Origin of the sequence: Fictibacillus enclensis, assembly GCF_030123385.1 — a bacterium.
In the GTDB taxonomy this organism is placed as follows: domain Bacteria; phylum Bacillota; class Bacilli; order Bacillales; family Fictibacillaceae; genus Fictibacillus_C; species Fictibacillus_C enclensis.
In genome coordinates, this window is the sequence record NZ_CP126109.1 from 4296722 (window position 1) to 4318246 (window position 21525).

Consider the following 21525-nt stretch of genomic DNA (forward strand, 5'->3'; position numbering starts at 1 on the left):
TCCTCCTTATCTGACTTTTCTCTTATTTTTTCCTCGCTTTTTCCACTTCTGACATCATTTCATCGACCAGGTCCTGTCCAAACTTTTTCGCGTATTTGTCTGTGACCGGCTTCACGATTTCTTTCATTTTTTCTTTTTCAGCGTCGGAGACCTCATTGACCTTCATGCCAGCTTTTTTCAAATCCTCGAGAGCTTTTTCGTTCTCTTTGCGGTTCAGATCACGCTGGTATTTTCCTGCTTCCTGCGCAGAATCTCTCATGATTTTTTGTTCTTCCTTTGAAAGCTTGTCCCAGAACTGCTTGCTCACAAGAAAAACAAAAGGTGTGTACACGTGCTTGGTCATGCTTAAGTAGGGCTGAACCTCGTCATACTTGCTGGATTTAATAGTCGCGAGCGGATTTTCCTGTCCGTCGACCGTTTTGCTTTCAAGCGCGGTGAAGACTTCGGAAAACGCCATTGGAGTTGGGTTGGCTCCGAGCTTTTTAAATGCATCAAGGTGAACCTCGTTTTGCATCGTACGAATCTTCAATCCTTTAAAATCCTCCGCAGTCTTCACGGGATGTTTGCTGTTTGTCAGGTTGCGGAATCCATTCTCCCAATACCCCAGTCCAATCAGCTTGTGCTCCGGCAGCTTTTTCAATAGCTCTTGCCCCACTTTTCCATCAAGAACGGAGTACGCTTCTTCTTCAGTATTAAAAACAAATGGAAAGTCGAAGATGCCGTATTCCTTGATCATTCCAACAAGCGGTGAGGTGGAAGGAATGGTAACCTCCTGAAGTCCCCCCTGCAGCGCCTCGGTCATTTTTTGGTCATCGCCAAGCGTGGCGCTGTAAAAGTTCTGCACCTTCATTTTCCCGCCGCTTTTCTTCTCAACCAGCTCTTTGAACTTTTTCAAGCCTTGTCCTTCCGGATGATCTTCATTTAACCCAATCCCTGCTTTAATGGTTCGTTCCTGTATCCCGCCTTTTTCGGATCCTCCTGTTTTCGTTGCTCCACAGCCCCCAAGGATCAACATGCCCGGGATAGCGACTCCAATTGCCAGTTTCTTCACCCAATTTTTCACTCTATTTCCCCCTTCTCATCAGATTGACTAACTCATCGCATAGCGGCTTTCCGGCTGATTGCTTTTCAGCACGGACCGCTCTTCCACCTGCTTGTTTACAAGATACTTTGGATACTCCTTGCAGATCAGAACGTCCACCACACCAAGCGCTGCTTTTGTTCTCATTTCTTTGGCTGCTTCCTCAGAATACCAAGCCACATGAGGCGTCAGGATTACGTTATCCATGGAGAGGAAGGGATGGTTTTCAGCAATCGGTTCTTCCTCAATTACATCCAGAGCCGCTCCTCCGATTTCTCCCTTTTCGAGCGCTTCAATTAGCGCCTCTTCATCCACTACCGGCCCTCTTGACGTATTGATGAGAAGAGCATCATTTTTCATTTGGGAAAACAGGGAGGCATTGATCATGCCTTTTGTCCCTTCTGTTAACGGGGCATGGACAGAGATGATGTCAGACACCCGGCATAATTCTTCCAGAGAAACTAGTTGTACCCCCTTCTTTTTTGCTTCTGCCGCAGGATAGTAGGGATCAAAAGCAACGACCTTTAACCCAAGGGGCTGCACCTTTTCAGCCAGGCTTTGCGGAATCTTTCCATACCCTACCAGTCCGAGCACCTGCCCGCGGAGCCGGTGAATCGGCTGGGTCACTTTAAAATCCCAATTTCCTTTTTTTACCTGCTCATTCGCTTTGACGACCTTTCTTCTTGCAGAAAGAAGGAGAGAAAGCGCATGATCAGACACTTCATCCATGCAATAGTCCGGAACGTTGGCAACGCAAATGCCTTTTTCGGTCGCCGCCTCCAGATCGATCGTATTCACACCAACCCCGTAGCGCGTAATCACCTGACATTTTTCGAGCTGATCAATGACCTCCCTTCCAAGAGGTGCGTACTGATTGATCAATGCATCCGCATCCCGGCAGGCCTCAATGACTTCTTCCTCTGTCCGGCATTGAGCACCGATCAATTCAACTTCCGGGTATTGTTCAAATACTGCTTTTTCATACCGAAGATCATTATATTCCCAGTCGGTAACCACTACTTTAAATGTTGTCATAACAGAACCTTCCTTCTTTTAAGTAAGCCACTTCAGAGGAACCGTAATAATGCTCGGGAACAGAATCAATAAGAGAAGAACGATCACATGAACAATCAAGAAAGGCAATATCCCCTTGGTTAGCTTTAGGATATCGATCTTACTGATTCCGCAACCTACATAAAGAACGGTTCCAACCGGTGGTGTAATTAATCCAATACAGAGGTTGATGACCATCACAATTCCAAAATACACCGGATCGATCCCTGCCATTTTTACAACCGGAAGAAGCACCGGTGTAAATATAAGAATGGCTGGAGTTAAATCCATAACCAATCCAACGGCAAGCAGCAGCAAATTGATCAAAAGAAGCAGCAATAGTGGATGGTCAATGACACCGCTCAGCATATTCGCAATCTCCGTTGGAACATTGGCCACTGTAATCAGCCAGGCGGAGACCATCGCTGCTGCAGCAACAAACATAACCACGCTCGTCGTCTTGGCCGCTGCCACAAGCACACTGTACAATTCCTTCACTTTAATCTCCCGGTAGACAAACAATCCGACAAACAAGGCATAAAAGGCAGCAACCACTGCTGCTTCAGTCGGTGTAAAGATACCGCCGCGCAAGCCCCCGATAATGATAACGGGAAGGAAGAGCGCCCAGCTTGCCTGTTTAATGGCACTAAGAATTTCTTTTCCTGTGCTCCGCTTTGGCAGCTCGGTGTCATCCTTTCTTGCGATAAACGACCAAACCACCAGCAGCCCGCCCCCCATCATGATGCCGGGAATGATTCCCCCCATGAAAAGCTGGGTAATGGATACGCCGCTCGTTACGCCGAAAATGATCATCGGAATACTCGGCGGAATGACGGGAGCAATAATTCCGGAGGCACATATGAGACCCGTCGAACGTTCGATATTGTAGCCCCTTGAGACCATCATTGGAATGAGGATGGCACCAAGCGCTGCGGTATCCGCCACCGCTGAACCTGATAAACCGGCAAACAGCACGCTCGCAATGATGGCCACAAACCCAAGACCGCCGCGGATGTGCCCGACAAGCGACATCGCAAAACTGACAATCCTTTTGGAAATCCCGCCCGCATTCATCAGTTCACCCGCCAGCACAAAGAACGGGATGGCCATCAAAGAAAAGTTGTTGGCCCCGTTGATCAGGTTTTGGGCAATAATCTGGCTGTCAAACGTACCCATAACGAACATGAGTGCCACACCTGACAAAATGAGCGCAAAAGCGATCGGTACACCAATGACGAGCGAGCCAAACAATGATCCTAAAAATACACCGAGCATGTCCTTATCCCTCCCTTACCTCTTTTTGTTCCACGCTGACATCATCCACCGCTGCAATGAGCGAGAATGAACTGTCTTTGTCTTTAGCAAAAAGGACTTTTACCATGTTGGTGATGATAATGGCTGCCATTGAGAGGCTTGTGACCAGCCCGATCCCATAAACCCAGGAAAGGGAGATGCCGGTTGCAGGAGCGATGCTGTCCATGTTAAGCACCGTCATTTTCCAGCTTCCATCAAGCAGCAGCCAAAGGATAAACAGCACACAGAGATTGCTGAAAACAAACATGGTCCGCTTCAGTGTCTTTGGCAGCAGATTGACGACCAGGTCTACACCGAGGTGCATGTTATCCTTCAGAGCGGCAATAGCCCCAAAGAACACCATCCAAACAAACAGAAAGCGGGACATTTCTTCAGACCAAGTGATTCCCGAGTTAAAGGCGTACCGCAATACGACATTTCCAAACACCAGGATGGCCATCGAGGCCAGAGAAAAGGCGATGGCTCCATTCAGGATACCGTTTGCGATCCTGCTTATTTTCTGAAGCATTTTGGATTCCCCCTTATTCAGCTTCTTTTTTGATTTTGGCTACGAGGTCCTTGGCCCACGGGTACTTTTTGTAAAAGTCCTTATAGAGCGGATCCGCTGCTTTTTCCATGTCTTGTTTAAAAGTGGCATCAGGTGCGGTAAATTTAATGCCTTCCTTCTCAAGATCCTGCTTGTCCTTGTCGTAGCTTTTTTCCATCAAGCCAAATTCATAATCAGCGGCTTCTTTTGATGCTTTTTCTATGATGCTCTGCTGCTTTTTAGACAGGCTGTTGAAAAATTTGCTGTTGATGATATAAATGTTCGGGCTGAACATGTGATTGGATTCCAGTACATGGTCCTGCACTTCGTACCAGCCTGATGCTTTTAACGTGGCAATCGGATTGTCCTGGCCGTCTACCACCTTCTGCTCCAGCGCCGAGAACACTTCAGAAATCGGCATTGGCGTTACATTCATGCCAAGCAGCTTGCCAAGTTTTATGTAATTTGGAATGTTTGGCATTCTCATTCTCAGCCCTTTAAAGTCATCCATGTTATTGATGGGTTTGCTGCTTGAGAACATTCGGAAACCATTGGCACTCCAGGCCAGCGGTTTAACACCGTGCTTCTTTTCAAGATCCTCAGTGAGTTCTTTTCCGATTGGGCCGTTGAGCACCTTTTTTACATGTTCATAGTCTTTAAAAAGGAAAGGCCATTCCGGAACCGCCATTTTTTCGATATCCGACTGCATGATCAGTCCGGGGATCCCCATTTCGATGGTGCCGTTTCGAACACCATCGTAAAATTCCTTTTCGGCACCGAGTGTGCTGTTGTCATAGATCTGGACTTTCAGCGTGCCGCCGGATTCCTTTTCAACCATGGGCTTGAATTTCTCTCGCAACGCCACATTCTGCGGATGATCCTTGGCAAAATAATTGGCGACTTTTATGGTCCTTGTTTTTTCTCCCGATGAGGAAGTGGATTTACTGCCGCATCCCGACAGGATCAGGGACAGCATCAGCATGATGCCCATTACAACACCCAAGCTTTTCTTGACTTTCACCCTAACCACCCTTTCGTTTGGTTTTTTACGTTTTTTTGAAAGCGTTGCCATCATGCTGCAAAAAAATAAAAAAGCAGCATAGCGGAGGACTAATGGTTTTACATTATAAAACTCTGTTCTGTTATATTTTTAAACAAAAGACACTGCCCTCCTTACAAAATGATGATTGTTTCTGGAAATGCAATGTCTTAGTTGTTTTATAATATAAAACCGTGTTCTGTATAACTAATAACTGTGATAATCATAGTACATCTTGTCAAAGGATGTCAATCCGTTTTTTTATTTTTCTGAAAATGGTCTCATTTTACTATTTTTAATTTAAAAGCAATTAGTAAGTTTAATATTTTCAAAGTAAAATCACTGGGTGATTGTGAGAGGATATACCCCCGTCCGGTATATAACAGGTCAAACTAGTTGCGCGGACAGTAAATTTTCGATTACCCTCCACCTATCCACCGGCATCACTCACAAACTGGTAAAAAACCACACAAAAAGGCTCGGGAGATCGCAATTCCCGCTCTCTCCCGGGCTTTTCTACTTTACTTTCTCCTCAAAAAGGATTGCTCTGAGAACGTTCGGATGCTCAAAGTCCTTTTGTCCTGCTCCATATCCGATTTTCTCGATGACAAGAGGTGGCATATACCCATAGTCATCGGCAAGCGCCTTTAAGAAGCCGGCTCCTGTTGGCGTGGTCAGTTCGCCTTTTACATGGAAAGCCTCAAGCGGCACTCCTTTAAGAATCTCGGCCGTCGCAGGGGCCGGAATGGGATAGAGTCCATGCGCCATCCTCACCTTGCCATAGCCCGTCGGGACGGGTGAGGCTACAATTCCATCAACCTGCAAATCTTCGAGCGCCAGGCATACTCCGATCACATCAATAATGGAATCCATGGCACCCACCTCATGAAAGTGAACCTCCTTTGGATCCATTCCGTGAATCTTACCCTCCGCTTCGGCGATGACTTCAAATACACGCCGGCTCCGTTCCTTTACCCGAACAGGAAGCTCACTTGTTTCAATCATCTCCAAGATCGTTGATGCTTTCCGATGAACATGGTCATGGTGGTGATGATGATGATCATGTTCATGCGAATGGCTGTGTTCATGCTCATGATCGTGATGATGGTGATGGTCATGTTCGTGAGAATGGCTGTGGCCTGCTTCATGGACATGTGCGGCACCTACCAGTTCCGCTTCCTTAAACTGAAGGTCAAGCAGGTTCGCTGAGATTCCTCTCTTATCGACTTTCTTGGTGGTCATGTGAAACGAATCAATCGGAAGCTGCTTCAGCTGCTCTGTTACGTAGGAAAGATCAGCGCCAACGTCGAAAAGCGCAGCAAGTGTCATATCACCGGAAATGCCGTACTGGCAATCAAGATAAAGCTGTTTCATTGGCAATCCCCTCATTTGCGAGTTTTAAAATAAGAGCCGCCTGATAGGCCGCACCAAATCCATTATCAATGTTCACCACACTCATTCCGGACGCACAGGAGGTGAGCATGGCGAGAAGCGGAGTAAGACCCTGCAAATGGGCACCATACCCCACAGAAGTCGGAACCGCAATAACCGGACGCTGAACCATGCCTCCAATCACACTCGGCAGAGCTCCTTCCATACCGGCCACAACGATCAGCACACTGGCTTTTGTGATATCTTCCCGATAGGCCAGCAGCCGGTCAATGCCCGCTACCCCAACATCATACAGGCGGTTGACTTTGCAGCCCATCCAATCGGCGGTAATGGCCGCTTCCTCTGCAACAGGAAGATCGGAGGTGCCTGCCGCGATAACCATCACATCCCCACCGTATTTCTCACGCGGAGGTCCGTATAAAAGAATTCTGGAAACGTCGTGATAGTGAGCATCAGGATATACGGCGAGCATCACTTCTGCCTTCTCTTTGGAAAGCCGGGTAACCATAGCCTTCCCATGGGTCTCAATCAGGGTTTCCATGATTTTTTTAATCTGATCTGCTGTTTTTCCTTCTCCATAGATGACTTCAGGATAGCCTGTACGTTTCTCGCGATCCAGGTCCACCTTACTGAAGCCGAGGTCTTCGAATTTTTTCATGAAATCTCCTTCTCTACGTTGTTTTGGTTTCTGCCAGCACTTTGTTCATACTGCCGCTTTTATAGCCGGTCAAATCCATCGTTACATAGCTGTAGCCAAACTCCTGCAGCTGCTTTGTAATTTCTTCGTGATGTTCAAGAAGCCTGTTCATTTCCTTTGGCACTACTTCAATTCTGGCAATGTCACCATGCGTGCGGACCCGTACCTGACGGATGCCGATGGCACGAATGGCCTGTTCGGAACGGTCCACTTTTCTCAACTTCTCGATGGTAATTTCTTCTCCATAGGCAATTCTTGATGAAAGGCAGGCAAAGGAGGGCTTATCCCATGTAGGAAGTCCCAACTGCTGGGAAAGCTCACGTATTTCGCTTTTGAACAAACCGGCCTCCTGGATTGGTCCCCGTACATTGTATTCTCTTGCGGCTTTTGTTCCCGGCCGATGTTCTCCCATGTCATCGGCTATGAGACCAAACGCGATATTTTCATAGTGATGTTCATGCATAATCGGAATCAGATGCTCAAACAAACTCTTCTTGCAAAAATAACAGCGGTTGGAGGTGTTTTCGGAATAGCCGGGAATGCTGAGTTCTGAGGTTTCTATCACTTCATGGCGTGCGCCGAGCATCGCTGCGTACCGTTTTGCCTCCTGCAGTTCCTCAAACGGATAGGTCTCGCTGTCTGCAGTGACCGCCAGCACGTTTTCTTTTCCAAGCGTATCAAGCGCGACTTTTAATAGAAAAGTGCTGTCCACCCCTCCGGAAAAAGCGACCACTACGGTTTTCATTTCTCGTAAAATATCCTGCAGTTTTTTATACTTATCCAACAACAGAACCCCTCCGTTCTTCCACATAAGGAATGGTTAGCGGCCCGAGTGGCAGCACCGCTATTGTCATCTCAGGTCCGTATTTCTCTTTTAACTCTTCCAGTGTCTTTTCAATGTCATGGGTCGGCATCAGGATGGCTCCTTTTACCTGCTCATCGGTCAGCTTGGAATAGACATAAACATCTGCCCACACCTGGGTGACCGCCTGCTTTTGAACCTGCCACTGATCGAACATTTTAAAATCGGGATCATTGATCAGATCGAGCAGCTCCTGTGGTGTTTCGGCAAATTGAAAAATTTTCGAGTAATTCCCGTGGTCAGGCAGCCCGTCAGAGCATTCGGAGGCAACAATGATGGAGCCTCCCTCTTTCACAATCTTGTGAGCGGCACTCATTCCTTTAACTGCCTGATACAAATTTTGGTCAAGCGGATAGCCGGAGTTGGAGGTGATCACCACATCAAACCTCTCTTTGCAGCGGATCATGGCATGTTCCTTGGCAAACGCACATCCCTTATCGTGTGCCTCATACAGCTCCCCGGCGAACACATTGGTGATTTCCTTTTCCCGGTTCAGCGTCACGTTCAACATAAAATGCGGCTTGCACATCGCATTGATTTCGCGTGTCATTTCCTGAACCGGGTTATCCACCATGTTGCCCCAAGTGGAGCGTGGATCCCCGATCATTCGAGCATTATGAAAGGTCATAATGGTTTCTATACCGGCAATGCCAGGCATGATGCCTTTTGGGCCGCCCGAAAATCCCGCAAAAAAGTGGGGCTCAATGAATCCCGTAACAATGCGGAAATCGGCTTCCACATAGTCTTTATTCAAATAGACGTCGCAGCCGAACTTGCTTCTTCCCACATTAACGAGTGAATCCAGGTCATGACAGTGATTATTGACAATCTTGATATGATCGACGACCCACTGGCCGAGCATTTGCACAAACTCTTCCTCTGTCTGGTCGCGGTGAGTGCCTGTCCCGTTGATGATCACAAAGTTCTCAAGCGGCACATGATCCAGTTCCTCAATGAGCAGAGGAACAAGCACGTCATTTGGTGTCGGTCTTGTAATATCGCTGATTACAATGGCTACTTTGTCTGTCGCCTTGACACTTTCCTTTAGTGACGGTGCACCGATCGGATTTCTCAACGCATCCAAAATCGCCTGCTCTTTGTTCTCAACTCCCGGAAGGTTATTCGGTTCCACAACAAACGTGTTTTCAGGGAGATTCAGTTTCAGCCCTTCTTTTCCGTATAACAAAGTTGTCTCCATATGTTGTTCTCTCCTTTTTAACTGTCCATTACGCTGAAGTTGAAGGTACGCTTCTCTCTTTTTGGTCCCGTCCTTCCAATTCAAACTTCTCCAGCTTGCCGTCGATTCCTCTCGCCTTTTGCCATTTATCTACAAGAATCACCGCAATCGGACATAAAATGGCCGTTGTCAGTGTGGCGATCGAAATCTGCGCAGTAGCAACGTTTACAATATCCTGGTAGGATTGCGCCTCTGCAGCACTCATCATTCCCGACCCCGCTGCAACCGATGCAGCGGCCGCAATCGCTGCCGGAGTACCTGCCGCATTTCCTGCCGTCGATGCTTCCGAAACCGGTGCAATGAAGCTTTTTTCTTTAAATAATTTAAATACAAGAATTCCCGTAGATGCCGTAAGAATCGTAGTCATGAGGCCAATGGTCAGACCTGCTGTAACGACTGACGGATTGAAAAAGCTGGCAAGATTCATTCCCGCTCCCAAAGCAAAGGCAAAGAACGGTACAGGCAGAATTTCTCCCGCTTTCAGGAAATCACGGATATCTTCGTCCAGGTTTCCAAGAATCATTCCGATGGCAATCGGCAGCAGTACGGCAATAAAGGAAATGATCGGAAAGCTTGATCCCAGCAGTCCAAGTGACATGAGTGTAAAAAACGGTCCGTCGTTCAACGAAAGCACCGCCACCGCGCCTACATCGGAACGGTTTCCGTACTGGCCGGTAAGGGCCGCATACATTCCGCCGTTTCCGTTCGTCATGGCCGCAATAATCGCCAGTGTGGAAAGTCCAAACAACCCGTCCATCGGATCAAAGAAATAACCAAACAGCAAACCAACCGCCAATCCGGTGAAATACTTGGAAGTAGTAAGCAGGATCCCTTTTTTCAGTGCTGCTCCTCCAACCCGCAAGTTCATCTGGCTTCCTGCACAAAACAGGAAGAGTGCAATCAGAACGAGCGCACTGTCTTTAAACAGTTCCTGAGAGAAGCCTCCTATGCGCAAAAATTCGTAGTAGCCTTCTTCCGTTTTGGCAACACCGAGCGATTTTAAGAAATTCATCACCGGCTTCAAATGAAGCTGGTCAATAGTATTCAGTAACGCCCCGAACAACAGTGGAACGACCATGAGTCCTCCGGGTACTTTTTCAATCGTTTGTTTAAGTTTCATAGTGTAGAACCCCGCTTTCGCTTGTTGGTTTATCATGAATAAATGTTCGGACAACCTGTTCTGCACTATACTCCAGCAATTGAGATGATTGTTCCATTGCTTCTTGAAGGGTTAGTGGCTGCTGAATGATGCTCGTGATGCTGATGATGCCGTATTGATAGAGAACGTCCACGCCATCGCCGACCGAGCCGGCAAGGATAACGGTTGGAACGTCCTTTTCTTTTGCTTTCTGTGCTACGCCCATCGGCGTCTTACCGGAAGCCGTTTGAAAATCGACCCTGCCTTCTCCCGTTATGACAAGATCAGCTCCATCAAGAGCTTCGGGAAGACCGGCATACTCCGTCACGATATCAACGCCACGCTTCATCTGAGCGGAAAAAAACGCCTGAAAGGCTCCTCCAATCCCGCCCGCTGCCCCGGCTCCCGGCAGGTCATGCAATCTTGTTCCTGTCAGTTCTTCCACTTTATCCGCCCAATGGGAAAGGTTTTGATCCAGCACGTTTACCATTTCTGCTGTTGCTCCCTTTTGCGGGCCAAAAACGGCTGAAGCACCGGATTTCCCGACAAGCGGATTCTCGACATCCGACGCAATGAGGAAGGTACTCTCCTTAATTCTCTGATCAAATCCTGTGTCATCAATAACTTCCAGACGGCTTAGCTCTCCGCCTCCGGAACCGATCTCGGCTCCATTTTTGTCCACCAGCTTCATACCAAGCGCCTGGAGCATACCTGCACCGCCATCATTGGTGGCTGACCCACCGATAGCGAGAATAAAGGAGCGGAATCCATCATCCAGTGCCTGTTTGATCAGCTGTCCGGTCCCAAATGTGGTAGAAGCCAGCGGATTGAGTTCCTCTTGCGTAAGCAGGCAAAGCCCTGAGGCTTCAGCCATTTCGATCACACACATGCTGGTATCACCCAATACGCCATAGGATGCCACAACCTCTTGTCCCAGCGGACCGGTTACCCTCACTTCTTTCTTCTCACCGGCAGTCGCGGCAACAAGTGTGTCCATGGTTCCTTCTCCGCCGTCAGCCGCCGGCACAATGACCGTTTCAATTGAAGGATTCGCCTTCTTTATCCCGCGTTCGATCGCTGCTGCAGCTTCCGTTGCCGATAAACTTCCTTTATATGAGTCTGGCGCAATAACAATCTTCAACCCTGAACCCCCTTAGAAAACGCTTTCATTATATGGTTGGTTATAGTATACTTGTCTGAAAATTATAAATCTATGGATAAAACCTCTACAAATCGCTTTTATTTTTTATAATTTTTTGTGGAAAATAACCAAAGGAGAACGACATGCTAACGACTGAAATCGCTGAAATGATCGTAAAAGAAACCTCATCCCGGCTAAACCGCAATGTGAATATCATGAGCAGTAAGGGCATCATCATCGCTTCCTGTGATTCATCGCGCCTCTATCATATTCATGAGGGTGCCCTGGAAGTGCTGCGAAGCGAACAACCTTTTACTGTTCCTCTGGACCATGATGGAAAATGGAGAGGCGCCCAGCCAGGGATTAATCTACCTATCGTCTTTGACCAGCAAATTGTCGGGGTCATCGGGATCACCGGTAATCCCAAAGAAATAGAAGATGTGGCCGGATTGGTGAAAATGACCACAGAGCTCATGGTGAAACAGTCGTATATGGCCAGCCAGACTGAATGGCAGCAGCGGACAAAGGATATGATTATCGAGGACTTGCTGAGCGAACAGCCATCCATCGAGCATGTTCTTCGACGGCTTGGCCTTCTGAAGATTGAACTGCCCCCCACCCTCCAGACACTGGTTATTGAACTGGACGAAGGTCAATCCCTGTCTCGTTCGGTGCTTATCCAGCAGCTGGAAAAGGCTGCGGGATCGGATCATTGCCTGGCAGGATTTGTTCATACCAAACGATTGTGTATGGCCTTTTCCTATCAAAAAGAAGACGAAGGAAAAAGAAAGCGAGAGGCGGTCCTGCAGCTATTGAAATTCCACCATTTCAAGTTCCGAATAGCCTGCAGCACACCGTTCTCCACTCTGGAATTATTTCATCAATCGTACGAAGACTGCATCCTTGCTCTTGAAATCGGTGATCCGCAGGAGGAGGTGCTTTTGTTCGCAAAGCTTGAAGCCCAGGCGCTGATCCATCAGTTGAACCCTGTTGCAGCTGCCAGGCTTTCACGCCGTGTACTACTAAACTCTGTGCTTTCATTAACCGGCACACTGCAGTGTTTTTTGGATCACCATCTGAATTTGCAGCAAACCGCAGACAGCCTCCACATCCACCGGAATACACTCATCTACAGACTCAACAAAATAAAAGAAGAAACCGGTTATGATCCCAGGAAGTTCAAGGATGCCTTTGCCCTTCAAATGGCACTCTGGATTCTGGAAAAAAATTAAAAATGGAAAGAACACATCCAGAGTTAGGACCCGCTCTTTCCTTTTTTGTTTAGGAAAATCCGAAATAGGCTATGAGATAAGTATAAGAATGCTTCGGCCCGCCAGTATTTTGCAAAGGAGGAGAATAAGATGAAGTATGAAAAAGTGATGATTGCGCTTGACGGCTCAGAAGGAAGTCATCAAGCCCTGCAATATGGTGCAGAACTGGCAAAAAGCACAGGAAGCGAGTTGACGCTCGCCCATGTTTTGGCTGAACCGGCCTACCCGCTTTATGGGGAAGGGTTTACAATGGCAGCCTACAAGGGATCAGTCGAGCAGGAAGTAAGGGACGCCGCCGCTTCGGAAAAAGGACAGGGCGAAACGTTATTGGAGGAAGCAAGAAATACAGCATTACACTATACAGACCATGTGAAAACAGAAATTCTTGAAGGGGATGCAGCAAAGTCGATTTGTGACTATGCAAAAGTTCATGATATGGATCTGATCGTCATGGGAAGCCGGGGACTGAGCGGGCTGAAGCGTATGGTCCTGGGCAGTGTAAGCCAACAGGTGTTATCTGAAGCGGAATGTCCAGTGCTCGTAACCAAGTAAAGAGAAAGAAAAGGGGCTGTCCTGAAAGTCAAAAATTGACCTTCAGGCATCCCCTTTTTGCGTAAAAAATCTTCAATGAAAAGTTGATTGTAGTGGAAGGTGCGAGACTCCTGCGGGACTAGCGTGACAGGTGAGACTCCCGCAGGCGCTTGCGCCAAAAGGTAGGCGTTCACGCCGGTAAGGCTCACCGCACGCCCCGCGGAAAGCGAGCGGCCTGGAACGAAAATCAACGGCTTCCAGACTTCTTGGACAGCCCGTTTTTCGGGTGGATACAAAATCAGATTAGTCGTGCAGTACTTTATCCAGGAGAATTCGTGTTGGAGCATCAAAAATACCTGTATCCTTTAGCTCTGGATATTTCTTTTGAAACTTGAGGACTGCCGCTTTCGTTTTCGGGCCATAAATGCCGTCCACACTGAGAGAAGATCCAATTTCATTCAGTGCTTTTTGAAGAATTTTTACCGCATTCCCCTTGCTGCCTTCTTTCAACACGATTTCCGGAAAGCCGTAAGAGTTCACTTTTTCAGACAGAGCAGCATGCGTTTTTTTCCCATAGATCCCATCCGGAACCAATTTTGCACTCTTTTGAAAGGCAATGACGGCTTTCTTTGTTTTTGGGCCAAAGATTCCGTCTGTTTTCAACCCTGCATTCATCACTTTATTTAATGCCCATTGAAGGATTTTCACGTTTTCTCCATGGTCACCGGATTTCAGAACTCCTGACTTTGGCAGTTGAAATATGGAGTAATCGGGGGCGGTCTGGGCACCGGCCACAGAAGGAACTCCCATAAGCAATGCAGAAGCAGTTAAAACAGAAGCAATCATTTTTTTCATTTTTTAAGACCCCTCTCTTTTTATCACCCTGATTATTTGGATTACACCTTATTAGTCGATCAAAGCCAATAAAAGTTACACTAAAAATTGGTAATTTCAAAAAACAAAGGAAGTGAGCGTTTGACGATTATAAAAAACCAAAGAAAGTTTTTCATTTTGGCTGCCGTGCTTCTGGTAAGTCTGGCCGGACTGGGATGGTATTACTTGTCAACAGCTTCTGTAACCGAGGAGGTCGAAGCCACAGAACCAGGAGGGGAAGTCCCCTATAGCACACTGATCGATTCCACCCATCAGTACTATAATAAAACGCTTTGCTATGACAAGGACGAAACGATCAACTGGGCGGATCAGCAAACTCACGCCATTGAACTGGTGAATGAAATCCGTTCTGTTACGGTAAAAAGTGAAACGGTAAAAAAGGATTTCCAAAATGCCAGAGAGCTGGCTGAAATAGTGTCCAAAGAGAAGGACAAAACAGCATTGCTTTACTTGCACAGAATCTTTCATGATCTGGACAAGGCCGTTAATCATTACAAACAAAAGGATGATTTCGGATACACCTACACCGGAACGGGCAAACGTCTATTTGGCGGCGGTGTTAACAAAGTCGAGCATTACCTTGCCGAAAATAAAAAATGAGGGTTTTACACAAAAAACGGGTATAGAAGGGTATAGATCACTTTTAACACTAGCTGATGGAGGTAAACTATGAGAAGCTCAACCAGAAACATATTGATTGGATCAGCCCTGTCTACAAGTGCCGTACTTGCCATTAACTCCTACCGGTTAAAAAAACACTCGCCAAATGTTCTGCCGGACGTGGATCACAAAAGAAGCCTGCGGGTCGACCGAATGGAGAGCGTGGACGCCAACAAAGATCCCGAGGAAAAAGGATTAACGCAGCTTGATTCCACCTACCGGTCGGAATGGCAGGCCAACGGCTTTCCGCAAACTCATATGGAATGGGAAGAGCTTGAAAAGAAATAGCCCAACGATGAGATCCCCCGCTAATGTTCTGCGGGGGATCTTTTATTCAGGAAAAATTAGTAAATTAGACTGATGTAAAATTTTTGAAAATTAAAACAAATTACCCACTCCAATTCTATTGATATTTGCTATTATTGTTGTAAATTGTAAAACATTGTTGAAGGAAGGAGGTCAGGGGGGTCTGACATCTTGTAGCTTCAGCAGACTGAAAACTAAAAATATTTTTAAGGGGTGTCAATATGAAGAAAATGACAGGTGCTCTTGTTGGTATTGCATTAGCTGGCGCTTTATTGATTGGTGGCTATATCGCGGAACAATCAGCCGTACCGAATGCCGAACACGGGAAAACATTTTCTACAACGAATGGGTAACCAGATCGTTGCTCAGGTGCACACCCAGAACTTCACATAGCATTCAGGGAAGAGAGAGAGCGGCCTCCTTCCCTTTTTTCGTTGGACATAAAAAGTAGGAGAAAAGGAACGGATGAATTTTCTATTAATTGCGTCAATTGACTCAATCGTTAAAAAGCCCAATATGCTAAGATTGTGTTAAAATGTAAATTTATGCAAAAAGGTGGGGCGAATGTTATGGAAATAGAGTTGACGAGTACGGATCAGATGATTCAGCTGTTAAACAGCTGGTACCGTGAAATTCTTTCACAAAACCTCGTAGAATCCCGCAGACTCAAGCTGGAGATTGACGAAAAGATTGAAAACATGGAGATTGATCCTACCCAGACTCTTTTTATCTATTACTCTTTATTATGCTTCAGGTATCAACTGCTGATCGACGATTTATGGGAGGCCAGGTATACCCTGAACCATCTGAATGAAGGGCAAAAAAGAGAAACCGACGACTTTTTATCTTATTACTTTCACTTCTTCAAAGCCATTTATGCCACAGAAACCGGAAATTACCTGGAAGCCAAGCTTCACTACCAGCTTGCTGAAAAACGTTTAAATCAGTTTACCGATGACATTGAAAAAGCAGAGTTCAACTATAAAGTCGCCACCTTTTATTATCATATACGCCAGCCTCTGCTTGCCGTCCGCCATGCCCTTAAAGCCAAAGAGTATTTTGAGGACAAGTCCGGTTATGAAGTGAAGCTTGCCGGCAGCGAAAACGTCATCGGCCTAGCCTCCACTTCGTTAAAACAGTTCAGGGAAGCTGAAGATCATTTTCTCTCTGCACTCGACATTCTTCGTTCCAGCACACTGAAAAAAGAACCGTTTGAACTGAAAATCCGCTATAATCTGGGAATGCTGTATGCAGAACAAAATTACTCTGAGAAAGCGCTCGCTCACTTAAGCGAAGCATTTGAAGAGAAAAACACCGATTATAAAACTGCCTATCTGATTGCCCGTGAACAAGTAAAGCTAAGAAATTTCGAACGGGCCAATGAGTGGATTACACTGGGCTTAAAAATCGCTCGGGATGCACAAAACGAAGAATATATTCATCACTTTTCCATTTTGAGCGACTGCAATCATTCAGCTACCGCAGAACAGCTTGAAAAAACAGCATCTGATGCCCTTTCCTATTTCGAATCCATGCAGTTGTGGGGTTATGTGCAGGATTATGCGGAAAAGCTTGCCTCCGAATTCTACAGTGTCTCAAATGACAAAAAAGCGAGCAAATACTTTCATATGGCCTATACGGCCAAACAAAAATTACTTAAGGAAGCAGGCAGCTGACATGTTCAGCTGCTCTCTTGCGTTTTTCGGGGTCTGGAAGGCCGGCTGGATCGGTTTAGTTGCGGGTGCAGCCGGTTTAGTTGCGATTCGACGTGCAATAGTTGCGGTTCGACACGATTTAGTTGCGGTACAGCCAAGTTTAGTTGCGGTTCGACACTAAATAGTTGCATATCACGTCATTTTCATAAAACCGCAAACCAAAAAAGAGGCCGGCGCAAGCCCGGTCCTCTATACAAAACTAGTTTACCAGCTTTCCTTTATTCTCCCAGTAGGCTTTTCTGAGATGAACCTTCTGGATCTTACCAGATGCAGTCTTTGGCAGTTCGTCAACAAACTTAATGATTGTCGGCGCCTTAAAATGGGCCATCCGGCTTCTCGCAAAGGTGATGAGTTCGTCTTCACTCGTGTCATAGCCTTCTCTGAGTACAACGACAGCCTGAGGAGTTTCTCCCCACTTGTCATGCGGCACGGCAAAGACCGCTGTCTCAAGTACCGCGGGGTGATCATACAGCACCGCTTCCACTTCAATGGATGAAATGTTTTCACCGCCTGAGATAATGATATCCTTTTTCCGATCGGCGATCTCGATGTTTCCTTCCTCATCGACCAACGCCATATCCCCTGTATGATAAAAACCATCGCGAATGGCTTTATGGGTTTCTTCCGGGTTATTCCAGTACCCTTCCATTACCGTGTTGCTGCGAACAATGATTTCACCAATCTCTTTTCCGTTCGGTGCCACTTCGTCTCCGTTTTCATTGACCACTTTCACCTCGCTGCCAATAAACTCATAGCCGGCCTTGGCTTTAAGGCGATACTTTTCCTCCGGATCCAGATGCTGCTGGGTGTCCCGGATGATCGAGGTTGTGATCAGCGGAGCAGCTTCTGTCATGCCGTACACCTGAATGAACTCCCACTTCAGCTTTTCTTCCACCGCTTTAACAAACGCAGGAGGCGGCGCGGAACCGGCAATAACAATCCGGATATTTTGTTCTGTTTTGGCTTCCTCCGCCTGCTGATCGGCATACTGAAGCAGTCCGTTTAAAACCGTCGGCGCCATGTGCATTACCGTGACACTGTTCTCTTTCACCTTTTGAAAAATATGAGCTGGCACCACCTTTTTCAAGAACACTTGAGTGGCACCGTTTGCTGTGTAATAAAAAGGCGATCCCCAGCCATTCACATGAAACATCGGCAATACATGCAGAAGCACATCATGATCCGATACACGCAGGTGATGCTGCGTTGTAAGCGCATGCATAAAATTGCTGCGGTGAGACAGCATGACTCCTTTTGGCTTGCCTGTCGTTCCACTCGTGTAAAGCAGTGTGGCCAGATCATTTTCATCCATATCCGGCCGGTCAACAGGATCAGATTCAAAACCGCTGAGCCATTTTTCATACGACCGGCAGGCTTCCTGATCCTCTTCCAAACCATGGACGAAAATCGCCTCTACAGTCGTTAGCTCGTCAAAAACCGGTTTGATCAGCTGAAGGAGCTCAGCATCGACAAATAATACCCTTGTGCCACTGTGATTGAGGATGTACAAATAATCCTCAGGCTTCAGGCGGGTGTTGAGCGGCACCATCACCGCTCCCAGCTGCAGCACCCCATAGAACCCTTCATACATTTCGGATGTGTTCGGTGCCAGATAGGCCACGCGGTCACCCTTGTTAATCCCCGCTTCCTGTAACCCACGTGACAGCTGATTAACCCGGTCGTTTATTTCTCTGTATGTATACGTTCGATTTTCCCCTACGATTGCTGCTTTCTTTCCATAAACCTTGACGGCACGATCCAAAAACTGAGGCAACAGCATCGGTACATTCAAGAATCTATCCCTCCGAGTTCTAAATTTTCTAAATTTTTATTCATTATACCATAGACCCATGAAAAAGCTGACCCGAAAGCCTTTTAAAGCGCCCGGGTCAGTCTTTTTATTCTTCATCGATTGGTTGATAGGAGTGAAAGGTGCGAGACTCCTACGGGAAAAGCGGGACAGATGAGACCAGGGAGGCGCTCGCGCCGTTACCGCAGGAGCTTGCGACGAGGAAGTAGGCGTTTACGCCGGTAAGGCTCAGCGACCGCCCGAGGAAAGCGAGCATCCTGGAACGGATATTAACTCCCACAAGTACAAACATGGTTACCTTTTCATAAAATCATACATAGATTGAACTTCCAAATTTTCCGGTGACCCAAAGACAAGCGCTCCATCTTTGCGCTCGAAAAATTGAATCCGCTTTGGCCTTCCCGGAATTAAATCAAAATAGTTATCCGAAAACACGCCCTCGTTTTCTGCGGAAAGCCATACCTGCTTGGCCAGCGTATTCGTTTCAATCATGTATTCACTGTCACTGACCCTTGTTATAGACAGCACCGGCTTCTGCAGCTTTAGTTCTTTTCCGGACACAAAATAATGCTCCTTCCAATCTATGACTCTTTCATCTGCAACAAGCTCTGCCTGAAGGACAGTTCCTGCCGGATTCTGTCCATCCAACAGCTCGGCCGTGGACAGGGACAATATTACGTTGCCTGTGTTCCCTTCGAGGTTAACAGCATCCTTGAATTCCCTGATGACCTCACCCTGGAAATTCAGCAGCCTCGAAATCAGTGTTCCTTCCACCGGATCCAACTGATCCGAAATCACATGAACATCCACTTTTTCGCTGTTCGTTCCGTCAATGGACACCATAACATCTTGGAAGCTTTTCTTCGCATAATAATGCAGTGCCTTCCAGCGTCCGTAATAATCCATACTAGCCCATGAGGCTACTGGCCAGCAGTCATTCATTTGCCAGTACAAGGTTCCCATACAATAGGGCTTTTTCCTGCGGTGGGCCTCAATGGCAGACTTGATGCCCTCAGCCTGAAGCACGTGGCTCATGTAAAGGAACGACGGAAAATCCTTCGCTACCGGCAAGTACTTTTCCATGTATTCTTTAATCAGGGCGTTCCCGCGGCCGTTTTTCTGGTGGTGAAGCATCACTTCCGATTCAAGTTCCATATCCTCATCTTCCGCATACTGTTTTACACTTTTATATTCCGGAAACGATTGAAACCCGTATTCACTCATAAAGCGCCCAACATGACTGTTGTATTCCTCAAAGGGTTTAGAGCCGTGCCACACGTCCCAGTAGTGAATGTCACCGCTGCCGGATACATAGTTTGAATGCTGCTGGCGGTCATTGGACCAATCGGCCATCGGCGATGACGGCCAATACGCTATTTCAGGCGAGAGCCGTTGAACGGCTTCCGGCAGCAGATGATGAAAAAGTGTATCATAGGATTGCCAGATTTCATCCCTTTGCTCCTGTGAATACTGCTGCTTCCATCCCCATCCCGCTTCCTCATCATATTGGGCCCAGGCAACATCCATCTCATTGTTTCCGCACCATAAGGCAATGCACGGATGGTTTCTTAGGCGTCTGATGTTATCCTCCGCCTCTGCCTTGACATTGTCCATAAAATCCTGGTCGCCAGGATACATGCTGCAGGCAAACATAAAATCCTGCCAAACCAAGATCCCGTGCTGGTCACACAGTTCATAGAACTCGTCGTTTTCATAGATTCCGCCGCCCCACACCCGGAGCATGTTCATGTTCGCCAGTTCTGCACTGATGATTTCGTGTTTGTACCGCTCATAGGTCACTTCGGTCACAAAGCTGTCGTTTGGAATATGGTTGGCTCCCTTGGCGAAAACCGGTACTCCGTTTAATTCGAAGTAAAAGGAAGCGCCTTGTTCCTCTTTTTCGCGAACCAGCCTGATTGAACGCAGCCCTGTGCGTACCGTTTTTTCCGTAATCATCTGCTCTTCCTGAACGTACGATGCAGTAAAATCATACAAATACGGTTCACCCAGGCCTCTGCTCCACCAGAGCTTCGGATTGGTGATTTTCAGTTCGATTTCTACCGTATTGGTTCCAACAGCCAATCGTACATCCTGTGAGATACTGATTCCTTCTGCTTCTATATGGAGGGTGCCTTCAGCCTCTTTTTCCGTTTCAATCTCCACGACAGCGGTCAGTTCGGCGGAAGAGGAAGTAACCTTTTTCTGCTGAATAAAAAGGTCGCTAATCTCTGCCGTTGACCAGCCTGCCAGTTCAACGCTTTTCCAGATTCCGCTCGTCACAAAACGAGGGCCCCAGTCCCAGCCATAATGATACGGCGCCTTTCTCGCAAACACACTTAATGTCTTGTCGCCTACTTCTCCGTCCTGCGAATGGTCATTGACCGCAGGCAGGTTATAGCCGAGCTTCTCCTGTTTTACGAGATCTTTTTCAATGGGCGAGTGGAAGCGGATCCGAAGCACATTGTTTTGTTCTTTCAGGTGCTCCTTAACATCCTTTTTCCATACCCTGAACATATTGTCTGTCTTTAGAATTTGCGTATCATTCAGGTAAACCTCACCGTACGTATCCAGCCCGTGAAACAGAAGCTCCAGCCGGTCGAGGGAAAGCATGGTATGAGGCACATCAAACGTGGTCTCGTACTCCCAATCTTTCTTATCGATCCATTGAAGCTGCAGCTCATTTTTACCGTAAAACGGATCAGAGATCAGCCCGTTTTTTAGTAGATCGGTATGCACACATCCCGGTACTTCGGCAGAAAGCCAGTTCTGTTCATCACATGCCTTGAACTTCCAGTCTTTTAGCTGCAAAGTGCTTTTTGTGCTGGTTGCATTGAAGGACAATTCCTGTGTCATCACGT

The 21525-nt window shown here is 47.1% G+C and carries 21 protein-coding genes; 7 read left to right on the plus strand and 14 right to left on the minus strand.

Going from position 1 to position 21525, the window contains the following annotated elements:
* Window positions 1-22: 22 nt before the first annotated feature.
* The 11 genes from QNH15_RS22320 to QNH15_RS22370 form a co-directional block, all read right to left on the minus strand.
* Window positions 23-1015 carry a TRAP transporter substrate-binding protein gene (locus tag QNH15_RS22320; protein ID WP_283895715.1) on the minus strand — a complete coding sequence of 331 codons (993 nt, stop codon included), beginning with the start codon at window positions 1013-1015 and terminating at the stop codon, window positions 23-25.
* Window positions 1016-1090: 75 nt separating this feature from the next.
* Window positions 1091-2116: a C-terminal binding protein gene (locus QNH15_RS22325; RefSeq protein ID WP_283890666.1), complete on the minus strand. Its 1026-nt coding sequence runs from the start codon at window positions 2114-2116 to the stop codon at window positions 1091-1093.
* Window positions 2117-2134: 18 nt separating this feature from the next.
* On the minus strand, window positions 2135-3409 hold the full coding sequence (locus tag QNH15_RS22330) for a TRAP transporter large permease (protein WP_283890667.1): 1275 nt from the start codon (window positions 3407-3409) through the stop codon (window positions 2135-2137).
* A 4-nt stretch (window positions 3410-3413) separates the two neighbouring features.
* A complete protein-coding gene (locus QNH15_RS22335) occupies window positions 3414-3956 on the minus strand; it encodes a TRAP transporter small permease (RefSeq protein WP_283890668.1) in 543 nt (180 codons plus the stop codon).
* Between the two features lie 13 nt (window positions 3957-3969).
* On the minus strand, window positions 3970-4965 hold the full coding sequence (locus tag QNH15_RS22340; RefSeq protein WP_283895717.1) for a TRAP transporter substrate-binding protein: 996 nt from the start codon (window positions 4963-4965) through the stop codon (window positions 3970-3972).
* A gap of 564 nt (window positions 4966-5529) precedes the next feature.
* On the minus strand, window positions 5530-6387 hold the full coding sequence (larC, locus tag QNH15_RS22345; protein WP_283890669.1) for a nickel pincer cofactor biosynthesis protein LarC: 858 nt from the start codon (window positions 6385-6387) through the stop codon (window positions 5530-5532).
* Window positions 6368-7063 carry a nickel pincer cofactor biosynthesis protein LarB gene (gene larB, locus QNH15_RS22350; RefSeq protein WP_283890670.1) on the minus strand — a complete coding sequence of 232 codons (696 nt, stop codon included), beginning with the start codon at window positions 7061-7063 and terminating at the stop codon, window positions 6368-6370. The genes larC and larB overlap by 20 nt, the downstream gene beginning before the upstream one ends.
* A gap of 13 nt (window positions 7064-7076) precedes the next feature.
* Entirely contained in the window at window positions 7077-7913 is an 837-nt protein-coding gene (larE, locus tag QNH15_RS22355) for an ATP-dependent sacrificial sulfur transferase LarE (RefSeq protein ID WP_430667105.1), read from the minus strand.
* Window positions 7879-9162, minus strand: a complete 1284-nt coding sequence (gene larA / locus QNH15_RS22360; protein ID WP_283890671.1) for a nickel-dependent lactate racemase — start codon at window positions 9160-9162, stop codon at window positions 7879-7881. Before larA ends, larE begins: the two co-directional genes overlap by 35 nt.
* A 28-nt stretch (window positions 9163-9190) precedes the next feature.
* Window positions 9191-10321: a 2-keto-3-deoxygluconate permease gene (locus QNH15_RS22365; RefSeq protein ID WP_283890672.1), complete on the minus strand. Its 1131-nt coding sequence runs from the start codon at window positions 10319-10321 to the stop codon at window positions 9191-9193.
* Window positions 10311-11480: a glycerate kinase gene (locus QNH15_RS22370; RefSeq protein ID WP_283890673.1), complete on the minus strand. Its 1170-nt coding sequence runs from the start codon at window positions 11478-11480 to the stop codon at window positions 10311-10313. The genes QNH15_RS22365 and QNH15_RS22370 overlap by 11 nt, the downstream gene beginning before the upstream one ends.
* A gap of 143 nt (window positions 11481-11623) precedes the next feature.
* Here QNH15_RS22370 and QNH15_RS22375 point away from each other — a divergent pair, with 143 nt between their 5' ends.
* Entirely contained in the window at window positions 11624-12712 is a 1089-nt protein-coding gene (locus tag QNH15_RS22375) for a CdaR family transcriptional regulator (protein ID WP_283890674.1), read from the plus strand.
* 129 nt (window positions 12713-12841) lie between these two features.
* Window positions 12842-13303: a universal stress protein gene (locus QNH15_RS22380; protein WP_061975132.1), complete on the plus strand. Its 462-nt coding sequence runs from the start codon at window positions 12842-12844 to the stop codon at window positions 13301-13303.
* A gap of 282 nt (window positions 13304-13585) precedes the next feature.
* Here QNH15_RS22380 and QNH15_RS22385 read toward each other — a convergent pair whose 3' ends face one another.
* Window positions 13586-14137: a peptidoglycan-binding domain-containing protein gene (locus QNH15_RS22385; RefSeq protein ID WP_283890675.1), complete on the minus strand. Its 552-nt coding sequence runs from the start codon at window positions 14135-14137 to the stop codon at window positions 13586-13588.
* 120 nt (window positions 14138-14257) lie between these two features.
* On the opposite strand from QNH15_RS22385, the gene QNH15_RS22390 reads away from it, so the two are divergent.
* From QNH15_RS22390 to QNH15_RS22410, 5 genes are all read left to right on the plus strand, one after another.
* On the plus strand, window positions 14258-14776 hold the full coding sequence (locus QNH15_RS22390) for a hypothetical protein (protein WP_283890676.1): 519 nt from the start codon (window positions 14258-14260) through the stop codon (window positions 14774-14776).
* A 69-nt stretch (window positions 14777-14845) separates the two neighbouring features.
* Window positions 14846-15124, plus strand: a complete 279-nt coding sequence (locus QNH15_RS22395) for a hypothetical protein (RefSeq protein WP_283890677.1) — start codon at window positions 14846-14848, stop codon at window positions 15122-15124.
* Between the two features lie 239 nt (window positions 15125-15363).
* A complete protein-coding gene (locus QNH15_RS22400; protein ID WP_283890679.1) occupies window positions 15364-15495 on the plus strand; it encodes a hypothetical protein in 132 nt (43 codons plus the stop codon).
* Window positions 15496-15711: 216 nt separating this feature from the next.
* A complete protein-coding gene (locus QNH15_RS22405; RefSeq protein WP_283890680.1) occupies window positions 15712-16818 on the plus strand; it encodes a response regulator aspartate phosphatase in 1107 nt (368 codons plus the stop codon).
* A gap of 1 nt (window position 16819) precedes the next feature.
* Window positions 16820-16978 carry a hypothetical protein gene (locus QNH15_RS22410; protein ID WP_283890681.1) on the plus strand — a complete coding sequence of 53 codons (159 nt, stop codon included), beginning with the start codon at window positions 16820-16822 and terminating at the stop codon, window positions 16976-16978.
* Between the two features lie 78 nt (window positions 16979-17056).
* Here QNH15_RS22410 and QNH15_RS22415 read toward each other — a convergent pair whose 3' ends face one another.
* Complete coding sequence (locus tag QNH15_RS22415; protein ID WP_283890682.1) at window positions 17057-18649, minus strand: long-chain-fatty-acid--CoA ligase; 1593 nt, start codon at window positions 18647-18649, stop codon at window positions 17057-17059.
* Window positions 18650-18961: 312 nt separating this feature from the next.
* The gene (locus QNH15_RS22420; RefSeq protein WP_283890683.1) at window positions 18962-21520 is read right to left on the minus strand and encodes a beta-mannosidase; all 2559 of its coding nucleotides are present in this window, start codon (window positions 21518-21520) and stop codon (window positions 18962-18964) included.
* Between the last annotated feature and the right edge of the window lie 5 nt (window positions 21521-21525).